Below are 20,639 nucleotides of genomic sequence, written 5' to 3' on the forward strand. Positions count from 1 at the left end.
GATAACACCATGGATGTACTGGAAACCATCAAGGCAAGGCGCAGCGCTCGTTCTTTTACCGACCAGCAGCTTGAGCCGCATATCGTGGAGGCGATCGAGGAAGCCATTCTTCACAGCCCGTCGGCAAGCAATGCGCAGGAATCGCATTTTGTGATCGTTCAGGACGAGGTGCGGATCCGGCATATCAAGCGGTTTGCGCAGGGGCTGTCGGGGCAGCCGGCAGCGGTGGTCGTCCTCTGCAGCAATCATCAGGAGGCGCTGGCACGGGGCGGAGCAGACAGTGCCGACACGCTGCGGTTCATTAATTTGGGGGTCGCCGCTTCCGCGATCATGCTCACCGCTCAATCGCTCGGTGTGTCCAGCTGTCCGGTCCGGTCGTTTCACGCACCGTCCATTGCGGCCATTACCGGTTTGCCGGAGGAAGTGAAGCCCGAGCTGCTGATCAGCCTCGGCTACGCCGACAAGCCGCCGCGTCCGAAAACGTCCAAGCCGCCGAAGGAGATGATTTCATATGAACGCTACGGAAACTAACCTCGGGGCCGGGGACATGCGGGAGCGAATGCTGGATTTTGCGGCCTATGTGCTGACCAGCGCCCGCGCCCTCTATCGTGAGCCCCAGTCCTACGGCCCGATGCGGCTCGCGGATACGCTGGAGAAGGGGCTGGAGCTGCTGCAAGCCGCCGGAATCCGGGACGAGACGGTGGAGCAGGCCATGGCTGCTGTCCGCGAATCCCGGCCGGTGGCGATGACGGACCCTGAGGGCTTTGCCGAAGCCTTGGACCGGGCGATCGACGTGCTGGTCCAAGCGACGCTTGAGGGGAAGCCCGAAACTTAGCAGCTCGCCGCAACGCCGAGAGCCGTTGTTAATAGTACACCGCAGTCCGGCTGGCCGGCTCTGCGGTGTTTTTCGTCATGAGGGCCATTATAATAAAGGCATGACCATCCATTTTCTACAAAAAAGGAGAACAGCGAACGATGCAGCATCAGGTGACGGAACATTGGGACGAAGCGATGTGGCAGCAGGCGGAGCCGATTTATGAGGAGGCTTTTCCGGAGCATGGGCGGAAAACGAAAGCGATCATCATGCGCATGTTTGAAAGGGGACTGTGTGCACTGCACGTCTGGAGCGAAGGCCAAACCGCAGCGGCCATGGCCCTGACGGGAACGGATGCCAAGGAAAACCTGCTGGTCATCGATTATATTGCGGTACGGGGAAGTTTAAGGGGACAAGGGGCCGGACTTGCCTGCCTACGGGATTTGCGTGAATGGGCCGGCAGAAGAGGCTTCAGAGGCATCGTCATCGAAGCGGAAGCCGATCCGTCGGAAGAAAACGCCGGCAGAATCGCCTTTTGGAAAAAGGCCGGTTTTACGCCGACGGCCTACGTGCATTCGTACATTTGGGTGCCTGAAACGTACCGGGCGATGTACCTCAGCCTTGATCCCGAGCATCCCGTCGAATCGCATGACGGCGGCGAGGAGCTGTTTCAGTCGATCCTGCGCTTTCACGAAAAGGCCTACCGCCGTCCGAGCAAATCATGAGCGCACCTCCTGTTCGCCCGGAAACAGAAGGGAATGAACTCTCCCGGCCGGGTATGGTATGATAGAAGAACAGCTTTGGTCCGCAGGGACAAGCATTTTAGACTTTCAAGGACGTGAATCGAATGGACTTATTCTCTTTCCAGCAGGACGCGAATCCGGGCGCACGGCTCTTGGCCGACCGGATGCGGCCGACCACGCTGGATGAATATATCGGGCAGGAGCATATCGTGGGTCCAGGCAAGCTGCTTCGCAGGGCGATCGAAGCCGACCAGGTATCCTCCATCCTCCTGTACGGGCCTCCGGGATGCGGCAAGACGACGCTCGCCCATATTATTTCGCAGCATACGCGGGCGGACTTCGTCCGGCTGAACGCGGTAGACGCTTCCGTCAAGGATGTCCGCGAGGTGATTGACCAGGCCCAGACCAATAAATCGATGTACGGAACGAAAACGATCCTCTTTCTGGACGAGGTGCACCGTTTTAACAGCTCGCGCCAGGACGCGCTGCTGCCTGCGGTGGAGAAGGGGACGATTATTTTTATCGGAGCGACGACGGAGAACCCGTTCCATTATGTGAACGGCGCCTTGATGAGCCGCTCGACGTTGTTCCAGCTTCATCCGCTTACTAAGGAGCATTCCATGCTGGCGATGAAGCGGGCGCTGCAGGATCCGGACAAAGGGCTCGGCTTTATGAAGCTGAAGGTCGATGAGGAAGCTCTCGATCATATTGCGACGATGGCGAACGGGGATATCCGGCGCGCGCTGAATGCGCTGGAATTGGCGGCATTGACGACGCCTCCTGAGGCGGACGGATCCGTCCATATCACGCTCGAAGTGGCGGAGGAGTCCATCCGCCGGCCGATCGTGCGTGCGGACGAGTCGACCCAGTATGACGTGCTTTCGGCGTTTCATAAGAGCATCCGCGGCTCAAGCGATGCCGCGCTGTTCTGGTTCCTCTACGCGGTGGAGAAGCTGGGCATGGACCCGATGGTGTTCATCCGCCGGCTGATTGCCGCCAGCAGCGAGGATATCGGACTGGCCAACCCACAGGCGATGGTTCAGGCCGTCAGCGCGCTGGACGCTTACCGGAACAACGGCTGGCCGGAGGCGAAGCTGAACATTGCGCAGGCGATCCTGTTTGCAGTGGAGAGCCCGAAATCCAACAGGGTCTATACGGCGATTTCGAATGCGATGTCCGCCATGGACGAGATCAAATCCGCGGAAGTGCCGCTTCACTTGCGGGATACGCACTATAAGGGCGCCGTCAAGCTGGGCCATGAAGGGTACAAGTACCCGCATAATTATCCCGGCCATTATGTGAAGCAGGACTACCTGCCGAAGGAAATCGCCGGCCGGGTATTCTATGAAGCGTCGGAGCAGGGCAACGAGGCAAAAATCCGGCATAACCAGCAGCTTCGGAAGGATTAGTCTTAGACTGCAGGTGCCTGGGAACATCCTTCGATTGGGGATTAGTTTTGCAATGACAGCAGGATAATAATGCTGGCGGGGAGAATCTTTAAGGACGGCATGCAAAAAAAACGCCGGCCCTCGAAAGAGCCGGCGGTTTGCACATATGCTTTGCGTTTAGATGGCAGCTTCGTATTGAACTTTTTCCACCTTGTCGATCGTTCCACCGCCCAGGCACACATCGTCCTGGTAGAACACGACGGCTTGGCCGGGTGTAATGGCCTTTTGCTTCTCGGCAAACGCAACGTGGACGCTGCCGTCCGGCAGCCAGTCCAGTGTAACCTTCTGGTCGGGCTGACGGTAGCGGAACTTGGCGGTACATTGGAAGGGCTCTTTGGGCACGGCCCCTTGTCCAGCGATCCAGTTCACGCCTGAAGCGATGAGTCCGGTGGAGTACAGGCTGGGATGCTGATCCCCCTGCACGACGTACAAAATGTTCTTCTCCAAATCCTTGTCGGCGACGAACCATGGTTCGCCCGAGCCGGAACCGCCGATGCCAAGGCCTTGGCGCTGTCCGAGCGTGTAGTACATGAGGCCGTCATGGCGGCCTTTGACTTCGCCGGTGGCGATATCGACCATTTGGCCGGATTGGGCAGGCAGGTATTGGCTCAGGAACTCTTTGAAATTGCGTTCTCCGATAAAGCATACCCCGGTGCTGTCCTTTTTCTTGGCGGTGTAGAGCCCGGCTTCCTCCGCAATTCGGCGGACCTCCGGCTTAGGCAGATGTCCGATCGGGAACATCGCCTTCGACAGCTGCTGCTGATTGAGCGCGTTCAGGAAGTAGGTCTGATCCTTGTTGCTGTCCACGCCGCGCAGCAGCGTATAGACGCCGTCCTGCTCGACAACGCGGGCATAATGGCCGGTGGCTACATATTGGGCGCCCAGATTCAGCGCTTTCGTCAGAAATTCGCCGAATTTAATCTCGCGGTTGCACATGACATCGGGATTTGGTGTGCGGCCCAACTTATATTCATCGAGAAAATAGGAAAATACTTTATCGTAATATTCCTTTTCGAAGTTCACCGTGTAATAAGGAATGCCGATCTGCTCGCAGACGCGGCGGACGTCCTCGGCGTCGTCTTCCGCGGTGCAGTTGCCGAATTCATCGGTGTCATCCCAGTTTTTCATAAAAATGCCGATGACGTCGTAGCCCTGCTGCTTCAGAAGCAGCGCGGTGACGGATGAGTCGACACCGCCGGACATTCCGACGACGACACGTATATTTTGATTATCTGTAGACAAAAGTCATCACCATTTTCATATGAGATTGTGCCCATAGCCTCTATTTTAACACATTTGTCCACAGATCACACCACATAGGTTGTCCACCGGTCGCGAACATTTCTTTGTTTTGTCATTGTTTTTTAAACCAAAACGGAGCCGGATATGTTAACATAGGCTAGGGAAATGATCGGAATACGCAGATATGGAAAAGCTTACATAAGCTGTATTCTCTTGGATTAACTCACCGACATGCTGAACCAAAACCATTGATAACGATACATGAGTAAGAGCTAGATAGATGCAACTCAAGTTTCGAAATTTGAACCCCCTGTTGTAATAGGCTTATCCAAGCCCATCAACATGAAGTTTTTGAGTTCATTCTATATAGATACCATGAATTTTACTTGAGAGAGGTGCCACCTTTGAAAATATCGACAAAAGGCCGTTACGGCTTGACAATCATGATGGAGCTTGCCGCCAAATACGGCGAAGGGCCGACATCCCTGAAGAGCATTGCCGAGAAAAACCAACTTTCCGAGCACTATCTGGAGCAGCTGATCGCTCCGCTCCGGAACGCCGGACTCGTTAAGAGCATCCGCGGCGCTTACGGCGGTTACATCTTATCGCGTGAAGCTTCCGAGATTACAGCCGGTGATGTCATTCGCGTGCTCGAGGGGCCGATTTCGCCGGTCGATTTTACAGAAGAGGATGATCCGGCCAAACGTAATCTTTGGCTGCGGATCCGTGACGGAATTGCCAACGTGCTGGATTCGACGACGCTTGCCGACCTGATCTCCTACCAGGAGAAAGAGACGTCCGAGAACTATATGTTCTACATCTAGACTACAAGCTGCAGCCACTCGCCCCTTGCGAGTGGCATTCGGCTTTGCAAACGGCGTACCTTCCGGGTGTACCTTCTATAAGGATAGTCAACTTCCAAAGTTTTGTAAGTAAATGTTTTCCAAATTAAAAACAGACCCGCTTCGGCGAGTCTGTTTCCGGTTGTTACTGTTGACGGAACTGGTTGTTAAACCCCGTTTGGAAGCCTTGCGGCTGCTGCGTTTCCATATATCCCGATACCGGCTGGGAAACGGAGCTCACCATTTGCTGGGCCAGGCTGGAGATTTGCTGCAGCTGTTGAATGGCGCGCTGGTGGCCTTGAAGGGCGGATTGAATCATTTGCGACGTTTGCTGCTCACGCTGAGCGAGCTGCTCCAGCTGCATCGCATTTTGCTGCTCCTGCTTCAGCATTTGCTGGTAAGCCATAGAAGCTTGTTGGGTTTGCTGCGTCAGCTGATGAATGATTTGGTTGATTTGCTGGGATTGGGAATACGGGTTCATGTCATGACCTCCATATCGGGATTGGATTACCGACATATTATGACTACCCGGAAACCGTTCTATCCGAGCCAAACCCTGTATGAACAGGCTCCAAATTCCTGACTTGAATACAACAATTTCACTGGACATCATAAGCGAAATACTACACAAGACCAAGGTGGTGTAATCATGAAATCAATCTATTTGGACCATGCGGCCTCCACTCCGGTACATCCGGAAGTGGCGGAAGAAATGATGCGCGTCATGACCGGACAATACGGTAACGCCTCCAGCGTTCACGCATTCGGCCGTGCGGCCAAGCGCACCGTCAGCGGGGCAAGGGACCGGATCGCCAAGTTTCTCGGCTGCCTGCCCGATGAGATCGTCTTTACCGCCGGGGGAACGGAAAGCGACAACCTCGCTTTATTCGGCGCAGCTTCCATGCGCAGGTCTAAGGGGAACCACATCATTACGTCGTCCATCGAGCATCATGCTGTGCTTCACGCCTGCGAAGAGCTGGAAAAGGAAGGATTCCGTGTCACTTACCTGCCGGTAGACCACACCGGACGGGTTCGGCCCGAGGATCTGGAGGCGGCATTGTCGGAGGATACGATTCTGATCAGCATCATGTATGCGAACAACGAGGTAGGAACGATTCAGCCGATTGAAGAAATCGGGAGAATCGCCCGAAGCAGAGACATTCTTTTTCATGTGGACGCCGTTCAGGCTCTTGGAGCGCTGCCCATCAACTGCCATGAGCTTCCGGTCGACATGATGAGCTTTTCCGCGCACAAAATCAACGGACCTCAAGGTGTAGGTGCGCTGTACGTCCGCAAAGGACTGGTCATCGCACCGCGCCTTCACGGCGGACTCCAAGAGAAAAAGCGGCGCGCCGGAACGGAAAACATGGCCGGAATCGCCGGCTTCGGCAAAGCCGTGGAGATTGCTTCCCGCCAGATGGAGCAGCGAAGAGAGCATGATCTTCGTTTGCGCCAGGCCTTGATCAGCACGCTGGAGCAGAAGATCGGCAGGGACGCTTTTGTAATCAACGGCCACCAAGAGGAATGCCTTCCCCACATCGTGAACATCAGCTTCCCGCAGACAGATACGGAGACGCTTCTGATGAACCTCGACATGGAGGGCATCGCCGCGGCCAGCGGTTCGGCATGCACTTCAGGCTCGCTGGAGCTGTCCCATGTGCTGGAGGCCATGCAGCTGCCTCAAAATGTTTTGCGTTCGGCGATTCGATTCAGCTTTGGTTTGGGTAATACTACTGAAGATATGGAGTACACAGCCCAAAAAATTGAAACCATTCTGCGTCGTCTTACGTAAGAAAGGTAGGGATTCTCCATGGATGGAGAGGGAGGGATGAGTGCTCCATACCGTTCGCGAGACAAATCGACCTGCGCGTGCCGCATTGGATTGGCTGACTTCGGTGGTAACGTGAAGGGGTTCGTTTCAATTTTGAAGAGGGTAAGGTGGGATCCTGGCCATGAAATTCCAAGAGATGATCGGACTTGCCGTATTTGATGTGGAAGAAGGCAAGGAGATCGGCAAAATATACGATATTATCATCACCGAAGATTGGAAAATTCAAGGTCTTGAGCTGGAAGGCAAAGGGTTGTTCTCCAACACAGCGAAGACGGTGTCCTGGGAGGACGTCGTTGCTTATGGCGAAGATGCTGTGATGATTCGTAATAAACAGGCTGTTCGCAAGACGGATGCCGACGACATACAATACACCTATCTTTTGGGTAAAAATAAATTAAAGGATCTGGAAGTGCTTACTGAGGACGGTACGATGCTCGGTAAAGTGACGGACGTTTATTTTGACCAGGAAATGGGAAATACAATATTAGGTCTCGAAATAAGCGACGGATTTGTTTCGGATTTGATTGAAGGGCGGAAATGGCTGCCTTGCACCACGGAAATGTCCATAGGGGAGAATGCGGTCATGGTTCCGCCTATGAGCGAACAGCGTTTGGAAAAAGCCATTAATTCTGTTAACGGATAGGTGATCAATGAATATGAGATGTCCTAACTGCAATTCCAAAGATATAGGAAAAATCGGTTCCCACCAATTTTACTGCTGGGGCTGCTTTATCGAACTGACGGTGAACGGGGAGAAAATGTCCGTATACCAGGTAGAAGAGGACGGTACGCTCAGCTCGCTGGACGATTTGTTCTTTGAGGAGATTCCTCAGGATTTTCCTCATCTGCACGCTTCCTCTTAAACAATATGCATGTACCAGTCAGAACATTTCCGCAGACCTTCGGGTCCTAACGAATATTTTTCTGATTTATGCTGCGTAATGGAGCCGCCCCTTCCGCTAATTGTGGTTTGTCTTCACTTTGCCACGGCCCGCAAGGGGGATTCACCCGGCAGCTTCAATCCCTATTATTGGTTACATAGCACCCACAGCGGAAAGAACCATACACGGTCTTATTGCCGTCATCTTTGAAACCCGTACCCGTTTTTGCCTGCATGGCAGAATCAGGTATCCGGGTTTCTTTGCGTTACCCATAGTTCTCCTCCCGTGGCCGCCAATAGGTTAAATTCGAATTTCGGGACATATACTAACTTGACAGCACGTCCGGAAGGAGGAGACAAGGTGGATAAACTGACGGCCAATAAATGGTTCCGGGGGATGATTTGGGTCCTGCTTGGTCTGATTATTCTGTATTTCGTTTGGCTGCTGCGGCCGATGTTCATGAATATCTATCAATTTCTGAAAGCGATCCTGGCCCCCTTTGTCGTGGCGATGATCATTTCCTATGTGCTCAATCCGGTCGTATGTATGCTGGCAGCGCGGAAAATGCCGAGGGGAATCGCCGTGCTGCTCATTTACGCCGTCTTTCTGACCTGCCTTGCGGTGATTCTGATCAATCTGATCCCGATGCTGATCGAGCAGATGGAGGAACTGAATGAGCATTTGCCGGAGATGACGATGCATGCCCAGAACATCATGAACAACCTGGATAATCGGGGGGTTCCGGTGGGAATCAAGGAGGGCGTGGATCAGTGGCTGCTGCAGTGGGAGGACCGGTTGGCCAAAGGCATCTCCAATTTCATGGACCATATCGGCAGTACGATTAACATCGTGCTGAACATTTTCATCATCCCGTTTTTGATTTTCTACATATTAAAGGACTTCGACGTTTTTGAGCGGGCGGTCGTATCGCTGCTGCCGCGCACCCGGCGCAAGGCTTCCGTCAGATTGCTGAAGGAGATCGATGAGGCGCTCGGGAATTATGTCCGCGGGCAGTTCCTGGTGTGTCTCATCGTCGGCATTCTGGCCTATATCGGATATATGATCGTCGGCATGCCGTATGCCCTGCTGATGGCGAGCATCGTTGCGGTATTCAACATCGTGCCCTACCTGGGCCCGTTCCTGGGCGCGGCGCCTGCGGTGGTCATGGCTTCGACGATATCCTGGAAAATGGTGCTGATGGTCATCATCGTGAACTGGCTGTGCCAGCTCCTGGAGAGCAATATCGTATCGCCCCAGGTCGTGGGGAAGAAGCTGCATCTTCACCCGATGCTCATTATTTTTGCCCTTCTGGTCGGCGGGGAGATCGCAGGGATCGTCGGACTCATTCTGGCGGTGCCTTTATTCGCGGTGCTCAAGGTCATCATCCAGCACTTCTTTGCCTATTACGTCAAGCGGAAGACGACGTAGAGCGGTTTGACAAGCGTCCGCGCTATCAGATATAATTCAGACAATACTATGCAAAAATGGACAAAACGGCGATGAAATGAAGTACGGCAGTTCCTCCTTGTTCAGAGAAGGGCTCCTTCACGGTAAGCGTGACGGCTGCAAGAGCCCCCAAGCGATACTGTCCGGAAAGCTGATTTCGGAGTGTGACAAATTCACCGGCTGGCCCCGTTAACGGCCTTAACAAGGCGATCGCCTGATCATTCAAGCTGGCAGCCGGCGTATGGCGCCCGGCAGTCGTTCAGGCGGTAACCAGGGTGGTACCGCGAATTCATTCGTCCCTGATCTGATCAGGGGCGTTTTTTACGTTTATCCGTCCATTTGCATGCAATTTACGAGAGAGCTGGAGGCTGTTTACTATGAAAGCAAGTGAAATTCGTTCCAAATGGCTTGAATTTTTCGCAAGCAAGGGACACCAGATCGAGCCGAGCGCTTCGCTCGTGCCGCATAACGATCCTTCCCTGCTGTGGATCAACGCGGGTATGGCCCCGCTGAAGCCGTATTTTGACGGACGCATCAGTCCCGAAAATCCCCGGCTCACGAACTCGCAGAAGTGTATTCGTACCAACGATATCGAAAATGTAGGCAAGACCCGCCGGCACCACACCTTCTTTGAAATGCTCGGCAACTTCTCCATCGGCGACTATTTCAAGGAAGAGGCCATTACATGGGCATGGGAATTTCTGACCAGCAAGGAATGGATCGGATTCGATCCGGAGCGCCTGTCGGTCACGGTATATCCGGAGGACGAAGAAGCCTTTAAGCTCTGGAACGAAAAGATAGGCCTGCCGGCCGAGCGGATCGTGAAGCTGGAGGATAACTTCTGGGACATCGGCGAAGGCCCTTGCGGTCCTTGTACGGAAATTTTCTATGACCGCGGCGAAGCCTATGGCGACCTGTCCGATCCGGAAATGTACCCGGGCGGGGAGAACGAACGCTTCCTGGAAGTGTGGAACCTCGTTTTCTCGCAGTTCAACCACAACAAGGACGGCTCCTACACGCCGCTTCCAAACAAGAACATCGATACCGGAGCGGGCCTGGAACGCTTTGCATCCATTTTGCAAAACGTCGACTCCAACTTCGACACCGACCTGTTCCAGCCGATCATTCAAAAAACAGCAGAGCTGGCCGGCGTTAAATACAATGCCAGCGTAGAGGGCGACGTCGCGCTGAAGGTCATTGCCGACCATGTGCGTACCGTTACGTTTGCGGTGGCCGACGGCGTGCTTCCGTCAAATGAAGGACGCGGCTACATCATCCGCCGTTTGCTGCGCCGCGCCGTACGTTACGGCAAAGTGCTGGGGCTTGACCGTCCGTTCCTGTACAGCCTGGTGGAAACCGTCGGCGACATTATGGGCGTATACTACCCGAACGTAGTGGAGAAACGCGAATTCATCGAGAAGGTGATCTCCACGGAGGAAGAACGTTTCCATGAGACGCTGTCCGACGGCCTGGCGATCCTCGAGGAAATCAGCAAGCAGGCGCTGGAGCAGGGCACGAAGCAGATCGGCGGCAGCGACGCGTTCAAGCTGTACGATACGTACGGTTTTCCGTTCGACCTGACGGAAGACTATGCGGCTGAGCACGGACTGACCGTTGACCGCGAAGGCTTTGACGCAGCGATGCAGGAGCAGCGCGACCGCGCGCGTGCAGCCCGTCAGGAGAGCGGCGGCATGAAGGTTCAGGGCGGCGTCCTGTCCGATTATACGGTTAAAAGTGAATTTGTTGGATATAATGACACCGTAACCGAGTCGAAAATTGTGGCAATCATTGTCGATGACGCCATGGTAGACATCGCCGGGGAAGGACAGAGCGCCCAGGTGGTGCTTGACGTCACTCCGTTCTATGCGGAGAGCGGCGGCCAGGTCAGCGACCAGGGTCTGCTGCGCGGCGGATCGGTGACGGCCAGAGTGGAAGGCCTCTTCAAGGCGCCGCACGGACAGCATGTGCACCAGGTGACGGTGGAAGCCGGGGAGCTCAAGGTCGGCGAGACCGTCAAGGCAGAGGTCGATCATGACAAACGCAGAGACATCGAGAAGAACCATACAGCGACCCACCTCCTTCATAAAGCGCTGAAGGAAGTACTCGGCACCCACGTCAATCAGGCCGGATCGCTCGTTGAGCCGCAGCGCCTGCGCTTCGACTTCTCGCATTTCGGCAGCATTACGCCGGAAGAACTGGCGGATATCGAACGCCGCGTGAATGAACAAATTTGGAAGGGCACTAATGTAACAATTGAATATAAATCGCTCGACGAAGCCAAAGCAATGGGCGCCATGGCGCTGTTTGGCGAGAAGTACGGCAGCATCGTCCGCGTCGTGCAGGTCGGCGATTACAGCTTGGAGCTGTGCGGCGGATGCCACGTGAACAACACGTCCGAGATCGGAATCTTCAAGCTGGTCAGCGAAAGCGGCATCGGCTCGGGGGTACGCCGGATCGAGGCGGTAACCGGCCGCTTGGCATACGAATTCCTGGAAGGCCAGCTGTCGCTGCTGAAGCAGTCCGCAGAGCTTCTTAAATCCAATCTGCACGACGTGCCGAGACGGATTGAAGCGCTGCACGGCCAACTGAAAGAGCTGGGACGCGAGAACGAGTCGCTTCAGAGCAAGCTGAGCACGATCGAGGCCGGCCAGCTCACCGAACAGGTGAAGCAGGTAAACGGAAGAGAGCTGCTCGCTGTCCGCGTCAATGCGGGAAGTATGGACGCCCTGCGCTCGATTGCCGACGAACTGAAGGGCAAACTTCCGAATGCCGTGCTGGTTCTCGGCGCAGCGATGGACGAGAAGGTGAACTTCGTCGTTTCCGTTCCGCAGGAGCTCGTGAAGTCGGGGCTTCATGCAGGCAAGCTGGTGAAGGAGATCGCGGCAGTCTGCGGCGGCGGAGGCGGCGGACGTCCCGATATGGCCCAGGCTGGCGGCAAGGACGCCAGCAAGCTGGAAGACGCTTTGAAGCTGGCTGAGCAATTGGTTGGATCTGGAATTTAGGCATATCATCTTTGCCTTCAGCATCCAATACATTGTAAAGACTCCGGCGGCTACCCGGAACTTTGTAAAATTTTTGTTTTTTATTTCCGTGGAATTTCCTTCGGCGCGGCCCGGTATGGTATGATAGAAAAAGTAGGAAACCTTAAAGATTCAATTCGTCAAAACATGCATGGACATGTTTTTGAAGAAGCGAGGTGTCACAAATGGATTCCATGGATAAGACAGTCAAGTTTAACGTGAAGGGTGATGAGAAGGAGGCCTCCGCGAAGGATATCCTTCTGACGGTATACGACGCGCTGGTGGAGAAGGATTATAACCCGATCAACCAGATCGTCGGCTACCTGATATCCGGAGACCCCGCTTATATACCGCGCCAGAACAACGCGAGAAGCCTGGTTCGAAAAAAAGAGCGTGATGAGTTGATTGAAGAGCTGGTCCGGTTCTATCTAGCCAATCACCGATAGGAGAGCTTTATGAGAATTATGGGACTCGATTACGGGGACCGCAAAATCGGGGTGGCCGTGAGCGATATGTTCGGCTGGACCGCCCAGGGGCTTGAAGTGGTCGAACGCCGCCGCGACGGGGCGGAAATGCAGCGAATTGCGGATCTGGTCCGCGAGCAGGAAGTGGAAGAAATCGTGGTTGGCCTCCCGAAGAACATGAACGGCAGCATTGGTCCGCGCGGCGAAATCTGCATTGCGTTTGCAGATCAGCTGAGAGACATGCTGAACTTGCCGGTTCATCTGTGGGATGAGCGGTTGACGACGGTATCCGCCGAAAGGACGCTGCTTGAAGCGGATGTCAGCCGGAAGAAACGCAGGCAGGTCGTGGATAAAATGGCTGCCAGCTTGATTTTGCAAAACTATTTGGACTCTAAGAGTAAAAGGTGAGGGTGATACAAATGGCTAATGACCGTAATCGTATGGAAGAAGAAGAACCGGAAATTATTTATATTCCCGATGACGAAGGCAATGAAGAGGAGTTTGAAGTCATCATGAAATTCGAGGTCGACGGCTCGGACTCCAAGTATATGATGGTCGTTCCGCTTGACTCCGAGGATGATGACTCCGATGAGGTCTATGCCTTCCGCTATGAGGAGGACGGAGACGATCTGAAGCTGTATATGATCGAGGACGACGAAGAGTGGGAAATCGTCGAGGAAACGTTCAATACGCTGGTTGCCGAACTTGATGGAGGGAATGAACATGAATGATTTCTCTGCAGATCAGGCCGTATGGACTTCCAAGCTGAAGGAAGCCTTTGGTCCAACTGTGGAACTGGAAGATGAGGACGGAGTCACTTCCGTCTACGATCTTACAGCTGAGTTTGAAATCAACGGTCAGAGCTATGCTGTGCTCCAAAAGCCAGGAGATCAAAGCGGAGAATTCGATATCCTGAAAGTGGTCTCCTCGCCTGAAGGAACTCTTGGGCTTGTCACCATAGATGATGACGATGAATGGGAAAATATCAGCGAGCTGTACGATGAAATGACCTTTCCTGAGGACAGCGAAGATTAATCGGGCACAAGGTTTGATCAAGTACTAAAATTGATAACTCCGGAGTCCCCGCAAAGACAGCGGAATGCGTGAAACGGAGCATTGCGCTGCTTTGTGGGGATTTTTTTGGTTATGGAGGGTTGGATCGGTTTGAAAGCTGCCAAAAAGGCTCTGGTAGTGCTGGTGATCGTCTTGGTGATCATTGCCGGCGGGGCCTATTACGTCTGGAACGGCATGCAGCCGGTGAAGGCTTCGCAGAATGCCGTCAAGTTCACCATTGAGCAGGGAATGGGAACTTCGCAAATTGCCGGGGTTCTTAAGCAAAGTGGACTCATTAAAAACGATATGTTCTTTAAAATCTACTTGAAATGGAAAAACCAGGGCTCCCGTTTTCAGGCGGGAACCTATGAGGCGAAGCCGGGGGTAACTTACGACCAGCTGATTGCCAAGCTGAACAGCGGCGAAGTGGTGAAGGCGGAAATGATCCGCATTACGATTCCGGAAGGCTATACGCTGGAGCAGATCGCAAAGACGGTGGGAGAAGCAAGCCAGAGTGATCCGGTTGCGTTCGTAAAGCTGGCGGATACCGGCGGTCAGACGGACGTACCGGCCTTTAAGGAGATCCCCGCGGATACTTCGTTAAAGCATAAGGCGGAGGGGTACCTTTTCCCGGACACGTACGAATTTAAAAAAGGGACCGGGCAGGAAGAGATCCTGTCCCGAATGCTGGAGCAAATGCAGAGCAAGCTGGATCAGATCCCTGATCTGGAGCAGAAGTTGAAGGCTCATGGCCTTACTTTGCACGAGATGCTGACGGTTGCTTCGCTCGTCGAACGTGAGGTCGTCGTCGACAAGGAGCGTCCGCTTGTTGCGGGTGTCATCTACAACCGCCTGCACAAGGAGATGAAGCTGGAAATCGACGCTACGGTGCAGTACGCTTTGAAGGAGCCGAAGGAACGGCTGCTGTATAAGGACCTGAAGGTGGACAGTCCATATAACACTTATTTGCATCCGGGGCTCCCGCCAGGACCAATCTGCAGTCCGAGCATCGCTTCGATCGAAGCCGCATTATCACCGAAAGCCTCCGATTACTTGTATTACGTGACCAAGAAGGACGGCTCGCATGAGCATTTATTTGCGAAGACGTACCAGGAGCATCTGAACAACATCAAGAAAAGCAACAGCAATGTAAAGCAGTAGCTGCAGGGCAATGATCGACTAAAGTCCGTTTGCCGCTGCGAGCACCAAAGCACCTCAGACTCTGCCGGAGACACGCGCTTCCGCCGGGTCCGGGGTGCTTTTTAAGTACTGTGGATTCGTCATGGAAATCGTTCAAAATGGTAAAATTCGTTTGGGGAGAGGGTGGCATGAAGATGACTAGACAAGTGATACCGTGGACTAGCGGCCGTTGGTCGACGGAACCGGCTGCTTGTGAAGAGAAGGACGGGGAGCTGATCGTTGAAGCGTGCCAGGGAAGTGATTATTGGCAAACGACCATGTACGGTTTTGAACGGGACAACGGCCACTCGCTTCTGCTGCCATGGGAAGGGGAAGAAGCGGTAGAGGTAACCTTTCGTTTGACCGCCTTCGATCATTTGTATGATCAGGCAGGGCTGATGTTATGGAGCCATGGGCAGCAGTGGATCAAAGCCGGAATCGAGATGAATGACGGCGTCCCTCATCTCGGAGCGGTTGTGACCAACGGCTATTCGGATTGGTCGCTTGCGCCCGTCCCGGAGTGGATGGAGAAGATCGTGACGATCCGGGCGTCCCGTCTGAAAGATGCGGTTATTATCAGAGCCCGGACGGAAGGGGAAGACTGGAGAACCGTCCGCGTATGCCGGCTTACTCCGGATGAATGGCAAGCGGGACCTTATTTGTGCGCGCCGACGAGTGCTGGGCTCAAAGTGGCTTTTACCCGATGGGCAACGGCCAAGCCGGATGCGGATGTGCATGAACAGCCGCCGGAGTTGTAAGGACGGCTATGCCTGACGGCTGAGCATGCCCTTCGATGGAACAGGTCGACTTCATCGACGAAAAAGGCTGCAGACTCTTGTCCGAACCCGGACGGAGGCTGCAGCCTTTTGATGGTTGATTACAAATCGGTTGTATCTTGAAGCCGGGCCGTACCAACAGCCGCCAGCGTTATGCCTGCAAATCCAAAGGGACTGGAGCGAGCGGTTCGATGGACAGCATGTCCCGGATCGCTTCCATTTCAAGGTAGCTGGTGATGACATGGTCCGCCTGGGACAAATCCTGCCGGCCGGATCCGGGGTTAAGGTATCCGATGCAGCGCATGCCTGCGCTCTTTGCAGCCTTGACCCCATTGCGAGAGTCCTCGATGACCAGGCATGATGAGGGCTCGGCTCCCAGCAGCTTGGCGGCCTGCAGAAAAATATCGGGTGCCGGTTTGCCGGACTTCACTTCTTCCCCGGAAAGCCGCACGCTGAAAAAGGCTCCAAGTCCGGTACGTTCCATGATGAGCCGGATCAGGGACGGAGGCGAGGAAGAAGCTACCGCAAGCGGCACCTGACGGCTGCGCAGCCAATCCAGCCAAGTCGTTACGTGGGGAATCGGCTGCAGTTCGGGGTGTGCTGCCATGATGTCCAGCACGTTGTTCTGATGATAGGCGAGCACTTCTTCCAGCGGGAAGGAGAGCTTATGCTTCTCCAGCACCTGCCTCCACATGGACTCCAGCGTTACTCCCACGTAGCCGTGATGCTCCTCTTCCGTTACGGGAGCGCCGAAGTGGGCGAAAGAGCTGCGCTCAATCTCAAAATAGATCGGTTCGCTGTTTACGAGCACGCCGTCCATATCAAAAATAACGGCCTTTACCGGCGGGCCCTGCCATTCCTGCTTCTGCAATGTCATAAGCTTAACGCTCCTTTGTCGTTATTTTTCGCGCCTAAACGGCTTCAGACCGATTGCAGAATGACCTTGATCGCCTGGGACGAAGGGCTCAGCGAACGCCCGTCCAGATCACAGCCCAGGGCTTGGAAGGCTTCCCGGTATCGGGCCAAGGGATAGGTGTGGGTAATGATTTTTTGCGCGGGAATAATTTGGCGCTCGATCATGTAATGGGCGGTGGAAAAGGTGCCCAGGGAATCGATCGAGCCGATGATTTTGAGGCTCCGGTCGACGACCTCTTTGGGATTAAAGGTGCTAACGCCGTCTCTTAAGCCGACAAGCATGAGGTAACCGCCGTTTGCCAGGCTTGGAAGCACCTGCGTTCCGACCACGCCGGTCGTATCGACGATAAGATCCACTTGGCCGCCGCCGGATGAAGCCTCTGCTACGGCCGTTTCGAACGAATCGTAAGTTCTCCAGCGTTCTGGGGCGATACTCCCGGCGATGGCGAGCCTTTCTTTAGAGATGTCCACAATGCTTCCCGTTACGCCTTTGGAGGCCAGGGCATAGCTGTACAGAATGCCGATGGGCCCGGCGCCGAGGACGACCGTACGAAAATTCGGCAGGAGCCGGATTTGGTTGATTCCTGTCAGGATGCAGCTTAGCGGCTCCGTTAAGGTGGCCTCCTCGTAGCTGACATGATCTTTTAATGGATATAAAAAGCGGTCTTCGGTGACGTAATAATCGGTAAAGGTTCCGTTGGCACTGACTCCGGTTTCCGTCACAGACTTATGGATGCAGTGATTTTGTCGGCCGGTTCGGCACATCTCACAGTGCCCGCAGTAATAAGTCGGGTCGATCACGACCCGGTCGCCTGGCTTCAGCGTGGTGACTCCTCTGCCGACGCTAACGACATCTCCTGCCGATTCGTGGCCCAGGATGACGGAAGATACCGCATGATATTTGCCGCTCACAATGCCCAGATCGGTCCCGCACACGCCGGTGGCGCGAATGCGGACGAGAACCTGATGTTCCTCTGTAATGGACGGCTCCGGCCGTTCCTCAAGCGTTACGTCCCATGCCGATTTGTATACCAATGCCTGCATCACGTATTACCTCCTTGGATATGGATATTTGACTTTTGCGAACATTAGCAGACCTGTTAACCGACGCTGGCCAGAACCGCATCCAGTCTTTCCACGATCGTTACGATCTCATCCGTCGTTACGGTCAGGGACGGTCTAACCTTGACCACGTTTCCGAATCCGTATCTGGACCCGCGGAGGATCAGATGCTGATCGGCAAAGGCGCGATCGATGACCGCGTTGGTCTTGGCGACATCCGGTGCCCCGTCCTCGTCCACGATTTCCAAACCCCACATCAGCCCGACTCCGCGTGCTTCGCCGATGCAGTCGTATTTGGTCTCAAGCTCATGCAGCAGGTCGCCGAGTATTTCGCCTTTCAGTTTGACTTCATCCAAAAATCCAGGCTCGGATACGACCTCCAGGGTAGACTTGGCCGCCGTAACGGATATCAGATTGCTGCCCGAGGTGAAGGAGTGCTCGTGCTTCTCCAGCACGTCCAGGCGGGATTGCATCAGCACGGCCGCCACCGGAACGCCGATACCGCCCAGGCCCTTGGCAAGGGTGATCATGTCCGGCTGAATGTCGAACCGTTCGCTGGCGAACATGTAACCGGTCCGCCCGATTCCGGTCTGAACCTCGTCGGCGATCAGAAGCAGCCCGTGTTCGTCGCAAAGCTTGCGCAGCAGCTTGAAATATCCTTCGGGTGGAACGATATTCCCTCCGTTGCCGAGGATCGGCTCGATGATGATGCAGGCGACCGACCCGGAGCTTGCATATTCGAGGTGGTCATGGATCGACTCGATGCATTGAAAACCGCAGTTCGGGCGGGAGGCGTTAAAGGGACAGCGGTAGCAGTAAGGAGCGGGAACGTGTACGCTGTTCGCGGCGGTCGAGTTGGGGAAGTGCTTGCGCCGGAAGGCGTTGCCGGAGATGGCGGTGGCAAACTGGGTTTGGCCGTGATGGGACAGAAACAAGCTGACGATGTCGGTGGCCTGCGTATATTTTTGCGCAATCTTGGTCGCGCATTCGTTGGCCGTAGAGCCGGTAATATCCCGCATCCAGCCGGTATCGATCCCATTCGGGGCGTGCTCGGTCAATTGGTCCAGCACTTCGTTCACATACGGCTCGGTAAAAGTGGAGGACATGTGAGTCAGGCGTCCCACCTGCTCCTGAACCTTTTCGACGACATGCGGATGGTTGTAGCCGAGCGAAAGATTGAACGTTCCGGACACGCCGTCCAAATACTCCGTGCCTGCATCATCGACCAACGTAATCCCTTTTCCAAACTTGAAACGGTTTGTGGTTAAGGTTTGCATCCGTCTTCCCTCCAAAGGTTAATTTTCATTTCGGTAATACGTTGTTATAAGAATATTACTTTTCTTTATGGACATCGGATTTCCCAAAAAGGGGACCATCATCCTTCATTGCCGTGCCCCAGAAGGCTGCCTCCCAGCTTATGTTTCTTGGACTGCTGCTGCTTGGTCAGGATCAGGGATGCCAGCAGGATCAAGCTGAATCCGGCAAGGATCCAGACAGCCATTCCGGCCGACCATTGATCCATCGACCAGCCGATCAGATACTGCAGCACCGCGCCGCCGATCCCGCCGGATGCGATCAGGATGCTGGTGGTTGTCTCCGTCATTCCCGGAATGAGCACGTTAGCATACACGAGGGCGATGGAAAACAGCCCGGACATCGAGACGCCGACTCCAAAGATGAGCAGGTAGGCCGTCCATTCGTTCGCCCATAGAGCGAACCCGATGGTGAAGGCGAGGGTAGCCGCCGTGCTCCAGACCAAAAACGGGATATACCTTACCGTTTCCGCGATTCTACCCACGAACAGCCGCCCGATGACCATAGCAATCCACAGGATGGTGACGCCAAGGGAAGCGAGTGAATCTTTAACGTGCACCTTCTCGATCAGAATGGAGGGCAGAAAATTCATCAGCCCCAGTTCAAGACCCATATATACAAAGAAAAAGACGATGAATATACCCAGCAGCCCGGCGTATCTACCCCGGTAGCGGATTTTCTCCGGAGAACCAGCGGATACCGCCTTGTCCAGCCGTGCGGAGCTCTCTGCCGGCATGGCCAGCCACAAGATCAACAGCATCAGCGATACAAGGGCAACCGTAAAAAAGGTGAGGAACCAGGCGTCCATCGTAAGAAACAGGCTGACTGCCGCGGGAATAAGGAGCGCGCCCAGACCGAAGTAAACGTCGAGCTTGGTCATGGCGACCGCTTTTTGTTCTTCGGCAAATTCAATCGTAAACGCGCCGATCGAAGACTCAATGATGCCGGAACCGAAACCGACGAGCAAGGTCATCAGAATGATCCAGGTCCAGGACGGAAGGCTTCCCATGACAATGCAGGCTGCGGTGACGCAAGCCAAGGAAACAGCAAGCATCCGCTTTCGGCCGAGCTGGGCCGACATGAAAGGCGAGGCAGTAACTCCGGCGAGAAAACCGAGAAACTGCAGGAAGAGCAGCGTTCCGCCGTCACCGTAATCCTTATGGTAATGGGCCAGGAGGACGGGAAGCATAGCGCCAAGCACCACGCTGGTGATTCCGATCAGCAGGTAAAATCCGCAGCTTAAGGCAAATAACCTCCGCAAGAATTCACGCTCCTTTGTCGATATTTTGGGAGATCTCCAAATCTATCAGCTGATGTAATACAATTTATACCATATTAGCCATAAAATAAATATGTTATTTTGTAAAATAATATTTTTAATGTAAAAAATATGTAATTAGAAGGAGAACGCAGCATCCGCATGGTTCCTTTCTCATACGAAAGAGAAAGAAGTGGCTTGACTGTTTTCGTCGAATAATAAGGTCTTCCGCCTCTGGCAGCCTTTGTCTCACCATCTTTAATGGGCATTCCAATGCATAGTTCAATAGAATTATGAGGTTTAGGAAAAAAGTTATAAAAAAATTGCCCAAAAAGCAAAGGTTCGAGATGG

The 20,639-nt window shown here is 54.2% G+C and carries 22 protein-coding genes; 16 read left to right on the plus strand and 6 right to left on the minus strand.

The window, feature by feature from the left end:
• Positions 1-9 precede the first annotated feature (9 nt).
• The 4 genes from K2F33_RS15805 to K2F33_RS15820 all read left to right on the plus strand — a co-directional run bounded on the left by K2F33_RS15805 (position 10) and on the right by K2F33_RS15820 (position 2,966).
• Positions 10-531 (plus strand): nitroreductase family protein, encoded by a 522-nt coding sequence (locus K2F33_RS15805; RefSeq protein ID WP_263882168.1) that lies wholly within the window; start codon positions 10-12, stop codon positions 529-531.
• The gene (locus K2F33_RS15810) at positions 512-835 is read left to right on the plus strand and encodes a DUF6092 family protein (RefSeq protein ID WP_212967660.1); all 324 of its coding nucleotides are present in this window, start codon (positions 512-514) and stop codon (positions 833-835) included. The genes K2F33_RS15805 and K2F33_RS15810 overlap by 20 nt, the downstream gene beginning before the upstream one ends.
• Before the next feature lie 140 nt (positions 836-975).
• On the plus strand, positions 976-1,539 hold the full coding sequence (locus tag K2F33_RS15815) for a GNAT family N-acetyltransferase (protein WP_212967661.1): 564 nt from the start codon (positions 976-978) through the stop codon (positions 1,537-1,539).
• 122 nt (positions 1,540-1,661) lie between these two features.
• Positions 1,662-2,966 carry a replication-associated recombination protein A gene (locus K2F33_RS15820; RefSeq protein ID WP_263882169.1) on the plus strand — a complete coding sequence of 435 codons (1,305 nt, stop codon included), beginning with the start codon at positions 1,662-1,664 and terminating at the stop codon, positions 2,964-2,966.
• A 156-nt stretch (positions 2,967-3,122) separates the two neighbouring features.
• On the opposite strand, the gene mnmA is transcribed toward K2F33_RS15820, so the two are convergent.
• On the minus strand, positions 3,123-4,247 hold the full coding sequence (gene mnmA, locus K2F33_RS15825; RefSeq protein WP_412973989.1) for a tRNA 2-thiouridine(34) synthase MnmA: 1,125 nt from the start codon (positions 4,245-4,247) through the stop codon (positions 3,123-3,125).
• Between the two features lie 404 nt (positions 4,248-4,651).
• Between mnmA and cymR the strand changes: the two genes are divergently transcribed.
• Positions 4,652-5,071, plus strand: a complete 420-nt coding sequence (gene cymR, locus K2F33_RS15830) for a cysteine metabolism transcriptional regulator CymR (protein ID WP_076169637.1) — start codon at positions 4,652-4,654, stop codon at positions 5,069-5,071.
• 163 nt (positions 5,072-5,234) lie between these two features.
• Here cymR and K2F33_RS15835 read toward each other — a convergent pair whose 3' ends face one another.
• The gene (locus K2F33_RS15835) at positions 5,235-5,570 is read right to left on the minus strand and encodes a hypothetical protein (protein ID WP_076169638.1); all 336 of its coding nucleotides are present in this window, start codon (positions 5,568-5,570) and stop codon (positions 5,235-5,237) included.
• 168 nt (positions 5,571-5,738) lie between these two features.
• Here K2F33_RS15835 and K2F33_RS15840 point away from each other — a divergent pair, with 168 nt between their 5' ends.
• The 11 genes from K2F33_RS15840 (at position 5,739) to K2F33_RS15890 (ending at position 15,721) form a co-directional block, all read left to right on the plus strand.
• Positions 5,739-6,881, plus strand: coding sequence for a cysteine desulfurase family protein (locus K2F33_RS15840; RefSeq protein ID WP_076169639.1), 1,143 nt, complete (start codon positions 5,739-5,741; stop codon positions 6,879-6,881).
• A gap of 160 nt (positions 6,882-7,041) precedes the next feature.
• On the plus strand, positions 7,042-7,563 hold the full coding sequence (locus K2F33_RS15845) for a PRC-barrel domain-containing protein (RefSeq protein ID WP_251677366.1): 522 nt from the start codon (positions 7,042-7,044) through the stop codon (positions 7,561-7,563).
• Between the two features lie 13 nt (positions 7,564-7,576).
• Positions 7,577-7,783 (plus strand): hypothetical protein, encoded by a 207-nt coding sequence (locus K2F33_RS15850; protein ID WP_076169641.1) that lies wholly within the window; start codon positions 7,577-7,579, stop codon positions 7,781-7,783.
• A gap of 414 nt (positions 7,784-8,197) precedes the next feature.
• Complete coding sequence (locus tag K2F33_RS15855) at positions 8,198-9,229, plus strand: AI-2E family transporter (protein ID WP_373309599.1); 1,032 nt, start codon at positions 8,198-8,200, stop codon at positions 9,227-9,229.
• A 395-nt stretch (positions 9,230-9,624) separates the two neighbouring features.
• The gene (alaS, locus tag K2F33_RS15860; protein ID WP_076169643.1) at positions 9,625-12,249 is read left to right on the plus strand and encodes an alanine--tRNA ligase; all 2,625 of its coding nucleotides are present in this window, start codon (positions 9,625-9,627) and stop codon (positions 12,247-12,249) included.
• Between the two features lie 203 nt (positions 12,250-12,452).
• Positions 12,453-12,713, plus strand: a complete 261-nt coding sequence (locus tag K2F33_RS15865; protein ID WP_076169644.1) for an IreB family regulatory phosphoprotein — start codon at positions 12,453-12,455, stop codon at positions 12,711-12,713.
• Between the two features lie 9 nt (positions 12,714-12,722).
• Positions 12,723-13,139, plus strand: coding sequence for a Holliday junction resolvase RuvX (gene ruvX / locus K2F33_RS15870; RefSeq protein WP_076169645.1), 417 nt, complete (start codon positions 12,723-12,725; stop codon positions 13,137-13,139).
• An 11-nt stretch (positions 13,140-13,150) separates the two neighbouring features.
• Positions 13,151-13,462, plus strand: coding sequence for a DUF1292 domain-containing protein (locus K2F33_RS15875; RefSeq protein WP_076169646.1), 312 nt, complete (start codon positions 13,151-13,153; stop codon positions 13,460-13,462).
• Complete coding sequence (locus K2F33_RS15880) at positions 13,455-13,766, plus strand: DUF1292 domain-containing protein (protein WP_116229388.1); 312 nt, start codon at positions 13,455-13,457, stop codon at positions 13,764-13,766. Before K2F33_RS15875 ends, K2F33_RS15880 begins: the two co-directional genes overlap by 8 nt.
• Positions 13,767-13,877: 111 nt before the next feature.
• A complete protein-coding gene (gene mltG, locus K2F33_RS15885) occupies positions 13,878-14,945 on the plus strand; it encodes an endolytic transglycosylase MltG (RefSeq protein ID WP_263882170.1) in 1,068 nt (355 codons plus the stop codon).
• Between the two features lie 173 nt (positions 14,946-15,118).
• On the plus strand, positions 15,119-15,721 hold the full coding sequence (locus K2F33_RS15890) for a DUF1349 domain-containing protein (RefSeq protein ID WP_263882171.1): 603 nt from the start codon (positions 15,119-15,121) through the stop codon (positions 15,719-15,721).
• A 169-nt stretch (positions 15,722-15,890) separates the two neighbouring features.
• Here K2F33_RS15890 and K2F33_RS15895 read toward each other — a convergent pair whose 3' ends face one another.
• The 4 genes from K2F33_RS15895 to K2F33_RS15910 form a co-directional block, all read right to left on the minus strand.
• The gene (locus K2F33_RS15895) at positions 15,891-16,616 is read right to left on the minus strand and encodes an HAD family hydrolase (RefSeq protein ID WP_263882172.1); all 726 of its coding nucleotides are present in this window, start codon (positions 16,614-16,616) and stop codon (positions 15,891-15,893) included.
• 44 nt (positions 16,617-16,660) lie between these two features.
• Positions 16,661-17,698 (minus strand): zinc-dependent alcohol dehydrogenase, encoded by a 1,038-nt coding sequence (locus K2F33_RS15900; protein ID WP_089548317.1) that lies wholly within the window; start codon positions 17,696-17,698, stop codon positions 16,661-16,663.
• A 56-nt stretch (positions 17,699-17,754) separates the two neighbouring features.
• Positions 17,755-18,993: an aspartate aminotransferase family protein gene (locus tag K2F33_RS15905; RefSeq protein ID WP_152398548.1), complete on the minus strand. Its 1,239-nt coding sequence runs from the start codon at positions 18,991-18,993 to the stop codon at positions 17,755-17,757.
• 98 nt (positions 18,994-19,091) lie between these two features.
• Entirely contained in the window at positions 19,092-20,291 is a 1,200-nt protein-coding gene (locus K2F33_RS15910) for an MFS transporter (RefSeq protein WP_263882173.1), read from the minus strand.
• Positions 20,292-20,639: the final 348 nt, after the last annotated feature.

It is taken from the genome of Paenibacillus sp. PSB04 (genome assembly GCF_025809195.1).
In the GTDB taxonomy this organism is placed as follows: domain Bacteria; phylum Bacillota; class Bacilli; order Paenibacillales; family Paenibacillaceae; genus Paenibacillus_AQ; species Paenibacillus_AQ favisporus.